The sequence below is a fragment of the Candidatus Eremiobacterota bacterium genome, from assembly GCA_031082125.1.
Lineage (GTDB): Bacteria > Vulcanimicrobiota > CADAWZ01 > CADAWZ01 > Ess09-12 > Ess09-12.
In genome coordinates this window covers 119,246-133,533 of the sequence record JAVHLM010000016.1, presented here as the reverse complement: position 1 = coordinate 133,533, position 14,288 = coordinate 119,246, and the positions used below count along the sequence as shown (strand labels likewise).

Genomic DNA, 14,288 nt, shown 5'->3' with positions numbered 1-14,288 from the left:
CCAAGATATTCATCTTACAGGAAAAAACTCTTCTTTTCTTATGTCCTCACCGTGTAATGGATCCAGAGGTTGAGCTTGCTCAGCAGAATGGAAGTGAAAAGAAAAAGCCCCCCCACCAGCTCGGGATGGTAGGCGCTGAGGCCCGGAAGGGCTGCAAAGAGGAGAAGAAGCACCACGCCGGTGAAGCCCGAGAGCTTGCTCGCCGTTTGAAAATGCTTCTCATTCTGAAGGGCCCTGTAGAGGCTTTTTACTTCCAGGTCATAGACATCGATGGTGCCGGAAAGAATGACTCCCGTACCGTCTGGGGCAAGGACCTTGTCCATATTGGAAAGCAGCACGATAACCGCATCAAGGGGCTTGTAATAGGAGGGCGAGCATTTCTTGAAGTGGTCGATACATACCATGAGCACCATGATGCGTTTACGCAGGATGTCCCTGTCTCTTTCAACGGGCTCACCGGCACTCCAGCTCTCACGGTACAGGATCAACTCCTTCTGGAGCTTGTGGACCTGCTGAATGACTTCTGCCTTGGAGGGGAATGCCACAAACTGCTCTGAAGAGGAGCCTATGGCTGCCACTCCCCCCTTCAATGAGGTAATGGCGGCCTCTGTCTGCATCCGCTCGAGTTCCCTGACCTTCTCTTCCGAGGAGACCGTGAGGGCTGCAGGCGAATCCCCGGGGGGAGGGCCCCAGAAAGGGTTCCAGACCTCTTTCTCACCGCAGGTTTCCTGTTGTTCCCGAGATCCCGTAATCCGCTTCAGATAGGAGAGGTTCTTGTCATTCCCGGGGGTCTCAGAAGCCATGGTGGCACCTCGATGAGAGCCAAAACCTATATGATACTCCTTATGAACGAGATGAACTGCTTTACCACGAATGGCTTGGCAAAGTAAGGGTTCCCTGCGCTCTTCAGAAAGCTCCTCGTGGTATTGTCAATGATGTCGCCGGTAATGAAGACAATCTTTTCAAGAAGGTGGGGCTTTTTCTTCTCTATGAAGGAGTATATCTGTATCCCGCTCACCACAGGCATTTTCACGTCAGAGATCACGAGGTCAAAGTCCTCGCTGTCAAGGACATCAAGTGCGCGCTCGCTGTCAGAGAGCGCCAGGACCTCGAAGCCTTCCGTAATGAGGGCATCATTGAGCATGGAAAGGATAGAGTCCTCGTCATCAATGAGCAGTATTCTTTTTGAGGAGATATCCTGTTGCGGCGTTTGAGACGAAGCGCTTTCCTTGTCCTGTGGCACTTTCATATCAGCAGTAAAGGTAGAGCGTATATGAGCTGCTCCCTTCTGAAGGCCTGGGATTTCCTTCCTGAGCGGAAGCTCAACGACAAACTGCGCCCCGCCTCCGGGCCCCTCTTCATAGTAAAGACTGCCGCCATGCTCCGAAATGATACCGTAGCAGATGGAAAGGCCGAGCCCCAGGGACTCCTTCTCGCCCCATGTGGAGAAGAAGGGATCAAAGATCTTGTCGCGGTGGGAGGGCGGCACGCCGGGCCCGGTGTCGCTCACCAGCACGCGGATAATACCATGCCGGCACTCTGTTTTCACCGTGATAACCTTCCCGCCCTGGTGATGCTTCAAAGCCTGGTGGGCATTATTGAGCAGATTGGTAAAAAGATGGAGCAGCTCATCGGGATTTCCCATCATTTCAAGGGCTTCCCCTGAAAAATCCGTGGTCACTTCTATCCCGTCGTATTTCAGGTAGGCAAGCTTGAGGCTTATCGCGTAATCAAGCACATCATGGATGTTTATGGACTCCCTCCCTATCTTCTGCAGATGGGAGAATGCGAGAAGCCCTTTCAGGATCCTGTGAGTCCGGTGGGCATGGGAGGAAACCACTTCCAGATCCTTTTTCATGGTCTCGGGGCACTCGCTGTTCTCCAGAAGAAGCTGGGTATAGCCGATGATTCCCGACAGGGCGTTATTCAGCTCATTGGCCATCGATACAAACATCTTGCCGAGCCCCGCCATCTTCTCTACATGGACGACGCGCTCTTTTATGAACTGGAGCTCCCTGGCGGTGTCGATTTTCCCGCCCGAAGCCCTGGTGAGCTGCTCATTGAGATCGGCAATGATGCTGTCCTTATCCTTGGTTACCTCTTCAGGCGCTCCCCCAGGCGAATCCCCGCCGGGGTGGGAAACTGGTGTATCTGGCAAGTGTATTTCCTCCTGATGGTCATTCTGAGTGTCTCACCCAAGAGCATAGCTGACGACATCACGGTGAATAATGCAATTTACCGTGTGCGTCAGCATATGAAGAACCTGGTATAGTATTCACCAATAAGGGCTCCATATCCTTTCACTTTTAAGTATAGCACACCGGGGCCCCCTTGTGAAAGGCCTCCCTCCCAAAAGTTCCCGGAAAGCGGGGGCCTCTTAACAAAAAGGGATATCCCTGCTATAATGGAGAGAGGAGAAAGCAATGAAGTCTGGCAGAGTACTTTTCATCATTGTGCTGCTGGCGGGAGCTCTGGGAGTGCTTCATGGCGCCGCTTACGGAGGCGCCACAATCCCGCTTGAAGCCGATTCCTCAGTGAGCGGCCACACCACGAGGGTAAGCTTTCCCTCCCCTTACGGCTACCTCACGGTGCTTGACATGAGCTCTCTTGTCACGAGGCTCCGCATCACCAGCGACTCCGGGTCCCAGACTTACTATGATGGAAAGCCCGCCCCGGGCCAGACAATCTCTCTCCCCCCCGGCGATTACCGCTTCTCCTGCTGGTCCAACTTCGGAGGCTCCATAACGGGCGCCGTCACGGTCCTTCTCTCTGACGGCAAAGATACCGTCAATTATGTGACCGGAAACGGGGGCTCTCCCTCATATGCATCGCCGGTGTACCCGCCGTACTCCTCAGGCCTCGGTTACGGGACATATCCTCCAGTCTGCGGTGTCTCCGGATACGGCGTGACCAATACTTATATTCCCCCTTATAATTCCTTCATCTGTGGCAATCCGGGAGGCTGGGGACCTTACGGTTATCAATATTACTGCGGGACTCCCCCCGGCTTCACGGGCAGCATCCTGGCACCTTACAACTCTTTTTACTGCGGCACTTCCTATGGCTTCGGGCCTCACGTGTATCCTTACCATAATCCTCCCGGCTTCTCTGGCAGTATCCTTCCCTCTTACGGCTCATACTACTGCGGGTTCCCCGGGGGAGGCTTCTGGAACAACACCTATGGCTCTTATTCCAATTTCAACTGCGGGATCAGGATCAACGCCATTATCAATATACGCTGAACAGCCGCCTGACTCTCCTGTGTTGCAGGTAAAACGTGACAATTTGACGTAATACTATCTTACTACCTATACCTTACCACAGGGGGAAAGAAAATGGCTGAAGTAGCACGAAGCAAGAGAACTTCACGACGGCGCTACTGCCCCGGCCCGGAGAAGTTCGTGGAACTGACGGCGCTTGTGGTGGAAGAAGCGGAGAAGACAAGGGTCATCAAGTGGGAAGGCTGCGAAGCCCAGAACTGGTGCGGGAAAAAATGCAACATGTTCTACGACGCCCAGACAGCTGATTTCATATCCTTCTCTGATACGCAGCTCAAGGAGCTCTGACAGGAACTCATCTCAAGGGGAAAGCCTGTCTGTCTCAGTGAGCCTAATCCTCCCCGTGATCCCCTTTACTGAGATGGTAAAGATCTTCGGCGAGGCGCTGCTATTGAATGAAACCGTGTAATCGCAGGCCGAGGTGCAGTTCGAATAGAAGGTCATATAATCAGTATGCCCATAACCTGCCTGCGTATATGAATATGACGTTACCGAGATTCCCGCTCCATACCCTACCTCCTTGTAGGCCCTGTTGCTGCTGTCCCTGATGGTATAACCTCCCTGATAACGGGCAGGCCACCTTGCGAGATCCACGGTGATATCGCTGGCATTTTTGAGGGCAATGCTTTTTGCATACTCGATGTCGGCAGCGCATTGCCTTGCCGTAAGGCGCAGCTCATAATTGAGCCTGCTTCTGCGATATGATGAAAGGGCCAAGGCGAGAATGATGCCGATTATGCCTATCACTACAAGCAGCTCGGCAAGGCTGAAGCCCCGTTTTCTCTTCATCTTTTCCTCATCATGGCCCATGGCGGATCACTGCTTTTTCCGGCTTTTGATCACCGGGAAAGATGACGTAGGCCTCGGCATTGGGGTCTACGTAGATCTGCATGCCGTCTGTATCTTCCCGGACAAGGTGATAATCTGCCGGGACACGCGACCTGTCCACCTTCCTGGGCTCAGGAGATGGCACAGGTGAGGGCTCCCGAGGTAAAGGCTCACTGTCATATACGACAGTATTCACATGAGGCTGCAGGGGGATTTCCATGCCGGGCATTGAAGGGAGGGCCCTGCCGGCGCTCTCTGCAGGCGGCCCTTCTCCCTCTTTTCCCGTCATGGAGGGAAGGGATCCCCCTCTTTGCCCCTCTTTCAAGCCGAGCGAGGCATTAAACCAGAGGCTGCAGAGATAGAAGAGCACAAGAAATACTGCCGCTCCTGCGAAAACAAGGAGCTGGCGAGGATCGTCGCCTGAAGGCTTATTTGCTCCGCTCTCTGATAATGCCTCCCTCTGCTTGCCGGCTGTGGCAACATATGCCTCTGCCTCACACACCAGGTCACTGAGGGGAGCACCAGCCTTTGCAGGGTGTTTTCCATCATATTCATCCATGGCGGGACCTCTTTCTATTTCAATGAAGCATTATCATCAATGCCAAAGATCTTCATCTTTCCCGTCACGGGAAAATTCCTTGGAGACTGGCTGAGGAACCTCGTATCAAAGATATAATGCTCGATATAGCCATTGGAGGGATTGGCAAAAATGCCTGCCGATTTTGCGATGCACCCTCCATGAAGAGTCATGTTCACCTTTGGATGGGCACTTAAGTCCTTCGCCTTGAAGGCGCCGGAAATTGCAAGAATGCTGCCATAGATCTCTATATCGCCGGAAGGATGATCCACATACACATTTTTTTCAGACACAAGGCCCAGCATGTCACTGCTTCCATTGCTATAGGTGATATCACCCAGAATATACATGTCACCGGCTGACGCAACGGTCATCTTTCCCTTGATGGTGCTCTGCTCGAGATAAAGCTTCCCGTTCACGTGGACCGTCGCATCGGCAGGCAGCTCGGGGTCCGGCTCAGGCGTGAGAAGGGCACCTGATCCTGCGTTTTTTCTTACCTGATACCTGCAGATATCGCCATCCATATAGGTCTTCATATAGTAGGTATTGCTTGCAGGCCCTGCCGGATTTATGCTTATGTCGGCAGCGTTCTTGATCCCCGCGGTACTGAGGGGGAGCTTGATCTCGGGCTGGGCGCACGAAAAGGAGAAATCCGTCGAGCCGGCCATTGCCGCCGGGCCGTCGGTCCAGGTGCTCCAGGTGCTTGACGTGGAGTTCATGGGGCAGTAAAAGTGGGAAAGGCTGGGATCGGAGAGGTCAAAAAAACTGCCGGCATACTGTTTCTTGAACTTATAGCTGCCCAGAGCCCTGCTGAGCGCCCACCCCTCATCGGCATTCCTGCCGCCTGAATAGGTATTGACATTTGCGCAGGTGACTGCATAAGCATACTGGGGATGGCCGCTCATGGTGAAGATGCCGTTTGTGTGCACGGGCCCGTCGAAAGTGTTCCCCGTGGCCCAGTAGCCGTATTCATAATCGGTGAAATAAGCGAACTTGGCAAAGGATTCCGTGGAAACCCATGCGGTGAGCAGGCGCTTTGCCCCGTCAGATCTTCCCACGGAGGTCGCATACCAGTATTTTATGCAGGATGTGGGATTCGTGACCTTGGCGAGGACTGTCACATGGTAGGTCCCCGATATGCCCCGCATTGAAACACTGACAGGCGAGGCCTCACTTCCCACGCCTGCCCAGAACGCATTTCCCCTCAGCTCCGCCAGACTCCTGTCTATGCCGATCCTGGCCATGTAATATGCTTTCGCGGCACTTACCAGGGAAGAGGCAGTGCGGGACTGTGAGGTGATGACGGCGAGAATCCCAAAGGCAATAACGGCAATAAGAGCCATGACCACAAGAGTCAGGGCAAGGGCACTCCCCTTCTCACTGGTCGCTGTCCGCGGCAAAGCAGTAATATCTGTATAATGCATGAGACTCCCCCCCTTTCCTCTCAGCTTGAAGGGATACACACCACGTTTCTTATGGAAAATACCTCTGAGCCCGGGCCGGTGCCCTCGGTACAGGTCAGGGTAAGAGTGACAAGGTCAGAGCCCGTGAGGGTCGCTGAAAAGGTGAATAATCCATCTTCGGTTTCTGCCACCGTCGCATCAACGGTGGATATGAGAGCTCCCGAGGTGGTGTAGAGCTTCACCTCCCGGTGCATCTCCCTGCCGCTCACCGACACGTAATAGCGCACCACCTGGTAATTGGCGGGATCCGCAGGGTTGAATGAAGCCGCGCAGGGGTCATACACTCCCCTCCGTGGCACATTGAAGGTCAGCTGTGCCGACGTGCCCCCCACAGAAGAGGGAGCAAGCACCGCCGTGGAAGGCGGAACGGGTGAAAGAGACCGGTACCCCGTAGAAGATTCGTTCACTACCGCGGTCCTGAGCTCCGTGGAAATCACTTCATTGATGGCCATGACATTTCTCTGGGCATTCACAAGCCTGTCACTTCTTGTCATGGAGCGGAGGGCCATGGTGAGAATCGCCAGCAGTGTTGTTGCAAAGAGCGCAAAGAGCACAACAGCCACCATTATCTCGGAGAGGGTAAAGCCACTGGAATGCCTTCTCGCTCTTATCATGCCATCTCCTATTCAATATAATGCGATCCTGCAAGCTGCACTTCTCTCACGCTCCCTTTCTCGATCCACCGCACCTCAACAAAAATGAGCTGGAGCATGCTGTTGTCAGTGGGGACTCCAATGAAGCGACGGTATCCGCCCGAACCGGGGAGGTCTGAAGGATAATCCACGGTGTATAGGGTCTCTGAGAGGGCGGCCTTCTCAGCTATCACCTGGTTCAGCTTTTCCTGGGCAAGCGTGGAGCCTTTATGAAGGTTCCAGCCTGCCAGGGAAAGCCTCAGCATAAAAGGAAAAATCCCCACGATGGCCAGGATTCCTATCGTGAGGATGGTAAAGGCGATGAGCACTTCGGCGAGGCTGAAGCCTCCTTTATTTTTCAGCGTACGCATGCGCATTTGCGTTACTCCTTCCAGGAAAGATCATCGTCTGATTCTCATCCGCCGCGCCAATAAAGCCTCTCATCTATACTATAACGCTGAAGAGGGATCTCATCTATCGTTCCGGGGAACTATTACTCGAATATCAAAGGAAGTAAAAAAATAGGCCAAAAGAAGTACGGCATATTTTTTTGTGAGTATTTTTTGCCTTTATTTAGTCTTTTGGCAACACTTGAGAACAATTTACCCATTAAAGGAGTTCCCTGCTCTTGCCCTCGAAAAGAGATAACGATTGGACTGTGACAGAGAAAACAATGAATGAAAGCACCGCAGCACCATCTTCACCAGACCTGCTTGATGCCGACGAGAGAGAGGTGCTTGCCTCCCTCGCACAAGAAAAGCACTGCACTGCCGGCAATTACCTCTTCTCAGAGGGTGATGATGCCTCTGCCTTGTACTATATCACCAGCGGTACTTTACAGATAATAAAAAAGGCAAAAGGCTTCCCCGACGAGGTCCTCTCGCTCCATGGCCCCGGCGAGTTCGTAGGTGAAGTGATGGCATCGGGCCAGGCAAAAAGGTTCACATCTGCCCAGGCCCTCGCAGATCTTACCGCCCTGGAGATCCATCACGGGGACCTCGAGGGTCTCATAGCGGAAAAGCCCTCGACAGGCGTGAAGCTTCTCGGGTGCTTCAGCGGCCGCCACAATGACTCCGATTATTTCAGGCTCAGGATGCTGGAAAAGAAAAACGAGCAGATCCTGCGCTCTTACGAGGAGCTGAAGGAGACCCAGGAGGAGCTTATGAGGCAGGAGCGCCTCGCCGCCGTGGGATGCCTCGCCAGTAAGATAATACACGACATTAAGGGCTCCGTTACGCCCCTCAAGGTCTATTCAGAGAACCTGGAGATGCTCTCGCCCGAGGCGCAGCGCTTCGGCATCGAGGCCATCAAGCACTCCATCAACAGGATCGTCAGGATATGCGAAGAGCTTCTCGAGTACGTGAAAGGCACCCCCCTCGCCCTCAGAAAAGCCCGCCACCCTCTCAGGGAGTTCATAGAGAGGGAGCTTGAGCATGTGAGGGATCTCTGCGCAAGGAGCACAGTCGCCATCACCACGGAATATGGCTACGATGGTCCGGCCTTCTTTGACGACGAGCAGATGGGGAGGGTCCTGCAGAACCTCCTCCTCAATGCCTGGGACGCCATGCCCGACGGAGGGACCCTCACGGTAAGCACGGCCCTCAATGACTCCATGATCTCAATAGAAGTAAGCGATACGGGCGTCGGCATCGCAGAAGGACAAAGAGAGAGAATCTTTCTCCCCTTCGTGTCAATAGGCAAGAAAAAAGGCACGGGCCTGGGCCTCACCATATCGAAAAAAATTATAGAGGAGCACGGCGGCACCATAGAGGCGAGAAGCACACCGGGAAAAGGCACGGCTTTCCTTATCGGTTTTCCCGCCGTTACTTCTTCACCTTCGCAGCCGTGGTGACCATGCGCTCTATAAGTTCCAGGGCTCTTGTGGTTTTCGAGGCATCGGCCTTGACTATGAAAGGCATCAGGGCCTTCCCGTCAGGGGCGAGAACTGTCACATACCGCCAGTAAAGGATCTCATCATTGCTTAACCACGAGGGGATAATCTGCCCCCCTCCCATATCGGGAGCCGAAGTGGCCACTTTCCCCGCCACCACCTTTTCATCGCCCCCTTTGGGATCCATCACGACGAGCTCGGCGCCTCCGTCAGCCTTGCGCACCGCGATGAGCCTGGAAGAATCGGGGCTCACCGCCACAAAGCCCGAGGCATTGCTGAAAAGGGAGGTGAAGCCCTTGGAGGTGAAATCATAACGGTAAAGGCTCTGCGAGGAGCTTTCCTTTCCGGGCGGGGCATCCCGGGAGGGGGCTCTTGCCACCAGGTACACGGCCTCGCCTGAAGGTGCCACGTCAAGCCACTCCATGTTGACGGCTTTCGCCAGGGATGTCACGTCGCCGCCGGGAATGGCTATTTTCACAAGCTCACCGCGGTACGCCCCCGTATCCTTCTCTTTTTCCTGGAGGTTGAAAGCGACGAGGGATTTCCCGTCGGGCATGAAATGGTGAATGAGCGCCATGTTATCCTTTTCCAGCTTTTTTTCACCTGTACGGGCATCGATGACGGTGAGGCGCGGGATGGTCTCGCCGCCCTCCTTCTCAGCCTCCTTCTTGGGCTCCTTCTCGTCAATATTGAGGTTCAGGGAGGTAACAAGCTCGGAGACCGAGATGGAGCTCCCGTCGGGGGACCATGTGCAGTACCCCATGGTGTTCGGGGCCTTGTAAAGGCTCTTTATCCCCTTTCCGTCAGGAGCGATGAGAAAGATCTCGTTGCTCACCACGTAGAGAAGCCTGTCTCCCTTTGGAGACCACTGTACCCAGGAGGGAGGGCCTCCTTCCGAGGAGTCATAAATCTGGAGGGCCTTCCCCTTCTCGCAGTCCATGAGAAAGATCCCCTCTCCGCGGGGGAGGGCAATCCTCCCGTCGGGCCCCACGCTCACCGCCGAGGGAAAGCATCCCGAAAGGCATAAAATGACTCCTGTCAGTAAAACAAGCCCCAATGACCATCTCATCATGCTATCCTCCTGCCACCATGTGGATGGCGTCAACGGTATCGCCCTGGCTGACCAGGGTCGTGGCGTAGCGGTCTTCCGGGATCACGATCCCGTTTATCCTTACAATAATCATGGGATAGGTAAAACGGCATTCCGCCAGCAGCTGCTGGACAGAAAGCTCCCCTTCAATGTTCACAGGCCGCCCGTTTACCGTCACCATGCCTTTTTCCTCACTACAGGTGCTTTCTCACCAGTTCCACCACGTCAGGGTAATCAATGTGAAGCCTCTTGAGGGTCTCAATGGTCGGCACCCCGCGGGGCGACCATCCCCGCCTCCTGTAGACGGCGTCAATAAGCTTCTCATACTGCTCCTCGCGGTAGGCGCGGAGGATCTTCATCTTCTCCCCGGTGCTCTTCCCTGCCGGATCGACGCCCGCTTTCTCCTTTATCTGCTCGTCATAGCGGGAAGCCCTTGACTCATACTCCTCGACGGTGACGGGACCCACTGAGCGGTAAGGGATGGTGTCATGCTCCCTCCGCCCGTAGCCGAGCCTCAGGTTGAAGACTCTCTGGAAGTTATAGACTCCCTCGGACATGGTAATGATGTCCTGCTTGGTTATCTCCCTGCCCGTGACGGCCGAGAAGATATCGACATAGTTCTGCACATGCTCGGGCACCTTGTGGGGCTCGTCGGTCGTCTTGTTGTCGGCGGGGCTGATGTCGTTCCACGGGAGCTTGCAGAGGCCGTTGAGGCCGAACCAGGTGCGGAACATGGGAAAATAGTAGAGGGCCTCGGCTTTGTCCTCAAAGGTGGGAAGCTGATTGTTCACCATGTCCATGAAGATAAGCCAGGCCTCGTCATGCTGGGGCCCCTTGTTGGTGAGGCCGTAGCCTCCCTGCTGGGCCAGGGACTCCTTGCTCAGGTATTGCGAGTATTCAAGCCCCTTGCACTCCATGCCTATATCCTGGAGGAACTTCCCGTCGGCGCCGTATTTTTCCACGAACAGCTTTTTGAGATTTCTTATGCCCAGGCCAGCGATTTTCCCGAATCCTTCGCCCCTTCCCATCTGGTGGAGCAGTTCCAGGGCCGCCCCGATGGTGCCGAAGCGAAGCTCCAGGCCGCCGGTGATTTCCTTGGTGAGAATGCCGTTTTCGTAGCAATCCATGAGGAACCCGCAGATGGTGCCGAAGGAGATGGTGTCTATGCCGTAGGTGTCGCAGTAAAAGTTGTTCTCAAGCACATAGTCAACGTCAAAGATGCCGCAGTTGGAGCCCACGCCGGCCACCGTCTCGTACTCAGCGCCGTCAACGGCTACCTTATGGCCCTTGTACGGCCCCGACTTCAGCTCAAAATTGTCAACGGTCTTGCTGCACGCCAGGGTGCAGCCATACCAGCAGCCGTCGTGTTTGCCCAGGGTGTACCGCGCAGTCCAGTTGGGGCCCGCCAGGTGCTTTGCCTCAGGATCTGAGCCATACCTGAAATTTCTCACCGGGAGCAGGTCGTAGTCATTCATGATGGTCACGAGGTAGGGGGTGCCCACGGTGCGCATATTGCACTGGTACTTGTCGTAATCGTGGATCTCCTTGTGGAGCCTGGCCCCCGCGCTGGCTATTCTCTTCCAGTCGGCAGGGTGGTTGGAGTCCCCTTTCACGCCGGGGTACTTCACCACGAGGGCCTTGATCTTCTTGTCCCTGAATACGGTGCCTATGCCGCCGCGGCCTGCCTGCTTGTACCGGACATATTTCCTGTTCACATCGTAAAAACTGAAGTTCAGGCACCCGATGAGGGTCCCCTCGGCGCCTTTCCCCGCCGAGACGACGGAGATGCTCCTCTTGTCTTGTTCATCGTCGGCATACATCTCGGTAAGCTGCTCTCCCAGGATGTGGGAGTTCACCTCCTCGAGGGGGGCTTCCTCGATGGTCACCTTGCCCTCCTTGCCATCTATCACGACGATCACTTCGGAAGAGGCTTTGCCCTGTAATTCAATGGCATCAAATCCCGAGAACTTGAGAAGGGGGCCGAAATAGCCTCCCACATTGCTGTCAATCGGGATGTGGGTGATTGGTGAAATGCTCACCACAAGCGATTTCCCCGAGCCGGGATAGGTGGTGATCCCCCCGATGGGCCCCGACGAGATGATTATTTCGTTTTCAGGGTCATTCCACTTCGTGGTGTCCTTCACGGCGTTCCAGAGGAGCCAGAGCCCGAAGCCCCTGCCGCCGATGAAGGTCTCCTTCATCTTCTCAGAGACGGGGCGGCTCTCAATCTTATTCTCCCCTACATTCACATACAAAGTCCTTCCCGTATATCCCTTGTTAACGAGTCCCTTTTCATAGGGAAACTCTGCAAGCACCTTGTGAGCCTTTTTCATTTCAGCCACGGTGAGGATAGCCATTTCTCTTACCTCCTTGTTTCTCTTGTGGGACCAACCCTATGCCCCGACCAGTTCCTTTTCCTCGACAAAGAGCGCGTCGGCAGGGCAGGCCTTGACGCAGGCGCCGCAGGAGATGCACTTTATCGGCTCATAGAGATCCTTGTGATAAAACATCACTGACGTGGGACAGAAGCCCACGCAGGCAAGGCACCCCACGCAGACCTTCCTGTTCAGGAGCACGTTGCCGTTTTTCGCCCGGTAAAGGGCCTGCACGGGGCACACGTTGATGCACTCACCGCACTGCACACAGGCCTTCAGGGCAATCTTCCCCTCAGCATCGCGCGTGACATGAAGGGCCGCCTTCTCCCGGTCATCATCCTTGAAATACAGCCGGGCACAGGCCTTTTCACATTCTCCGCATTCCGTGCACGCCTCGCTTCTTATCTGAAGCACTTTCATATACTCCGCCTCCTTTTCTCTCCCCGGGGATACCGTAGGTCTCTTGCAGGGGATTCATCGTGCGAATACTGCACAATTATAAAATAAGGGCCGCAAAAAGTCAATAAAAGGAGGAGAGCACTATGAAGGAGTGTCATTGGCCGGAAAGGAAGTTCTTACCTCACTATCCCTGACCGACACGGGGGAAAAGGAATGGAAGAGCAGAAAAAAAGGGGAGCCCCGTGGCTTCTCGTCGCGCTCATTGCACTCATCGTGGCCTTGCTCAGGGCTCCCATGTGGTATGCACCCCTTACAAGAGATGAAGGCATCTTCGGTATCATTGCCCAGGACTGCCTGAAAGGATATCTTCCCTTCACCACCCTCATGGAGAACAAGGCACCCCTTCTTTTTTACCTCTATGCCATCCCCCTCGCCTTCACGAACCCCGATAACTACGTGGCCATAAGAATATTTGCAACCCTGATCTTTATGGGAAGTGCCGTGCTGCTCTTCATCTTCGCCCGCACCTTCATGAGCGACAAGGGCGCCCTCTTCTGCTATACCCTCTATGGCCTTTCATCTCTTGGCACAGGCATCGAGGGATTCATAGCCTCGTCGGAGCTTCTCATCACTCTGCCCCTCATCGGATCGCTCCTCTTCCTCTCAAAGGGGGAGAAAGGCCGCTCCTTGTTCCTGAGCGGCTTCTGCCTCGGCGCCGCCACCATGATCAGGCAGACCTCGGTGCTCTATTTCGCCTCCCTCCTCCTCTGCCTGGTGATTATCCCCATCAGCGAAAAAAGAAAATTCTCTCTGAGGCCTCTTCTCATGGCTTCCGCAGGCTTCCTGGCGCTCCCTCTCTTTTTCCTGATTCTCTACGCGGCAAAGGGGGCGTTGCTGGATCTTTATACCGGGACCGTCATCTGTGCGCTGGCCTCCAGGGAGACTCCAGCGCAGAGCCTGGGAGAGAGGCTTCTGTCATTTTTCCAGATGAGCAAAGGAGCAATAATAGAAAATCCCCTCACTTTCTTGATGGCAGTGCCCGCTTTCATTGTCTTTGTCTTGAAATGCAGGGATCTGCGGACAAAGGTTCCTGTCATTCTCTTCTTCTGCGCCTCGCTGACCGCCATAAACCTGACAAGGACTTTCTGCCCGAAGAACTTTCATCAATTACTTCCTTTCTCGGCTCTTCTCGTGGCATGGCTCTTTGATCTTATCACCTCATCACCACGCCGTGCATTCCGGCTGACGGCCTATGCTGCTTCACTGCTGATGCTCGTTGTTTTTTTCTGCAGGATCGCCCCTTTTCTCCCGGGAGCACCTCCGCCGGGAAGAGCGCTCTACCTCACCATCATGCCGGAATCATTTGTGGACGCCAGGGAAATAGGAATAGCCCTCAGAAACGCGACAAAACCCCATGAGGCAATCCTGCTTTATGGTGTCGAGCCCGAGATGGTCTTCTTCACCCTGAGACCCAATCCCATGAAGCACCAGCTTCACTTCTTGCTTTTCCTCTCCGGCAGTCACCGGAAAGGTGACCGTTCACTCACGGGATGGCTCATGAAGTTCCAGAGGGAAAACCTGGAAAAAATCAGGCAGAATCCCCCGAGATTCATCGTGCTGTCGGCGCCCCTTTTTACCTATGACAAAGAGGTGTATTACCTCCCGGACCGTATAGATAAGATGGTGGCGGTACAGTACCGCCTGAGAGGCACCTTTGGAGTGTACCATATCTACAAGCGTGAAGACAGGAAGTGA

At 54.5% G+C, this 14,288-nt stretch carries 15 protein-coding genes; 4 read left to right on the top strand and 11 right to left on the bottom strand.

Going from position 1 to position 14,288, the window contains the following annotated elements; translation table 11 throughout:
- Positions 1 to 38: 38 nt before the first annotated feature.
- A complete protein-coding gene (locus RDV48_17900; protein ID MDQ7824680.1) occupies positions 39 to 803 on the bottom strand; it encodes a hypothetical protein in 765 nt (254 codons plus the stop codon).
- 26 nt (positions 804 to 829) lie between these two features.
- Positions 830 to 2,158 carry a hybrid sensor histidine kinase/response regulator gene (locus RDV48_17895; protein MDQ7824679.1) on the bottom strand — a complete coding sequence of 443 codons (1,329 nt, stop codon included), beginning with the start codon at positions 2,156 to 2,158 and terminating at the stop codon, positions 830 to 832.
- Positions 2,159 to 2,423: 265 nt separating this feature from the next.
- Here RDV48_17895 and RDV48_17890 point away from each other — a divergent pair, with 265 nt between their 5' ends.
- Together RDV48_17890 and RDV48_17885 are read left to right on the top strand one after the other, a co-directional pair.
- Complete coding sequence (locus tag RDV48_17890) at positions 2,424 to 3,242, top strand: hypothetical protein (GenBank protein ID MDQ7824678.1); 819 nt, start codon at positions 2,424 to 2,426, stop codon at positions 3,240 to 3,242.
- Between the two features lie 93 nt (positions 3,243 to 3,335).
- On the top strand, positions 3,336 to 3,566 hold the full coding sequence (locus tag RDV48_17885; protein ID MDQ7824677.1) for a hypothetical protein: 231 nt from the start codon (positions 3,336 to 3,338) through the stop codon (positions 3,564 to 3,566).
- Positions 3,567 to 3,578: 12 nt separating this feature from the next.
- Here the strand turns inward: RDV48_17885 and RDV48_17880 are convergent, their stop codons facing one another.
- Genes RDV48_17880 through RDV48_17860 form a run of 5 tightly spaced genes read right to left on the bottom strand, consistent with a single transcriptional unit; the run spans position 3,579 to position 7,149 of the window.
- Positions 3,579 to 4,088: a prepilin-type N-terminal cleavage/methylation domain-containing protein gene (locus tag RDV48_17880; protein ID MDQ7824676.1), complete on the bottom strand. Its 510-nt coding sequence runs from the start codon at positions 4,086 to 4,088 to the stop codon at positions 3,579 to 3,581.
- On the bottom strand, positions 4,078 to 4,665 hold the full coding sequence (locus RDV48_17875) for a hypothetical protein (protein MDQ7824675.1): 588 nt from the start codon (positions 4,663 to 4,665) through the stop codon (positions 4,078 to 4,080). Before RDV48_17875 ends, RDV48_17880 begins: the two co-directional genes overlap by 11 nt.
- Positions 4,666 to 4,679: 14 nt before the next feature.
- Positions 4,680 to 6,107, bottom strand: coding sequence for a hypothetical protein (locus RDV48_17870; GenBank protein MDQ7824674.1), 1,428 nt, complete (start codon positions 6,105 to 6,107; stop codon positions 4,680 to 4,682).
- Between the two features lie 20 nt (positions 6,108 to 6,127).
- A complete protein-coding gene (locus tag RDV48_17865) occupies positions 6,128 to 6,760 on the bottom strand; it encodes a prepilin-type N-terminal cleavage/methylation domain-containing protein (GenBank protein ID MDQ7824673.1) in 633 nt (210 codons plus the stop codon).
- A gap of 8 nt (positions 6,761 to 6,768) precedes the next feature.
- Complete coding sequence (locus tag RDV48_17860) at positions 6,769 to 7,149, bottom strand: prepilin-type N-terminal cleavage/methylation domain-containing protein (GenBank protein MDQ7824672.1); 381 nt, start codon at positions 7,147 to 7,149, stop codon at positions 6,769 to 6,771.
- A gap of 302 nt (positions 7,150 to 7,451) precedes the next feature.
- Here RDV48_17860 and RDV48_17855 point away from each other — a divergent pair, with 302 nt between their 5' ends.
- Positions 7,452 to 8,630: an ATP-binding protein gene (locus RDV48_17855; protein MDQ7824671.1), complete on the top strand. Its 1,179-nt coding sequence runs from the start codon at positions 7,452 to 7,454 to the stop codon at positions 8,628 to 8,630.
- Here RDV48_17855 and RDV48_17850 read toward each other — a convergent pair.
- The 4 genes from RDV48_17850 to RDV48_17835 are packed head-to-tail and all read right to left on the bottom strand — an operon-like array spanning position 8,602 to position 12,554.
- Positions 8,602 to 9,741, bottom strand: a complete 1,140-nt coding sequence (locus RDV48_17850) for a hypothetical protein (protein MDQ7824670.1) — start codon at positions 9,739 to 9,741, stop codon at positions 8,602 to 8,604. The genes RDV48_17855 and RDV48_17850 overlap by 29 nt on opposite strands.
- 1 nt (position 9,742) lies before the next feature.
- Positions 9,743 to 9,940 carry a sulfur carrier protein ThiS gene (gene thiS / locus RDV48_17845; protein ID MDQ7824669.1) on the bottom strand — a complete coding sequence of 66 codons (198 nt, stop codon included), beginning with the start codon at positions 9,938 to 9,940 and terminating at the stop codon, positions 9,743 to 9,745.
- A 13-nt stretch (positions 9,941 to 9,953) separates the two neighbouring features.
- Entirely contained in the window at positions 9,954 to 12,116 is a 2,163-nt protein-coding gene (locus RDV48_17840; protein ID MDQ7824668.1) for an aldehyde ferredoxin oxidoreductase C-terminal domain-containing protein, read from the bottom strand.
- Positions 12,117 to 12,152: 36 nt separating this feature from the next.
- A complete protein-coding gene (locus RDV48_17835) occupies positions 12,153 to 12,554 on the bottom strand; it encodes a 4Fe-4S binding protein (GenBank protein ID MDQ7824667.1) in 402 nt (133 codons plus the stop codon).
- Positions 12,555 to 12,746: 192 nt separating this feature from the next.
- Here RDV48_17835 and RDV48_17830 point away from each other — a divergent pair, with 192 nt between their 5' ends.
- Positions 12,747 to 14,288: a glycosyltransferase family 39 protein gene (locus tag RDV48_17830; protein MDQ7824666.1), complete on the top strand. Its 1,542-nt coding sequence runs from the start codon at positions 12,747 to 12,749 to the stop codon at positions 14,286 to 14,288.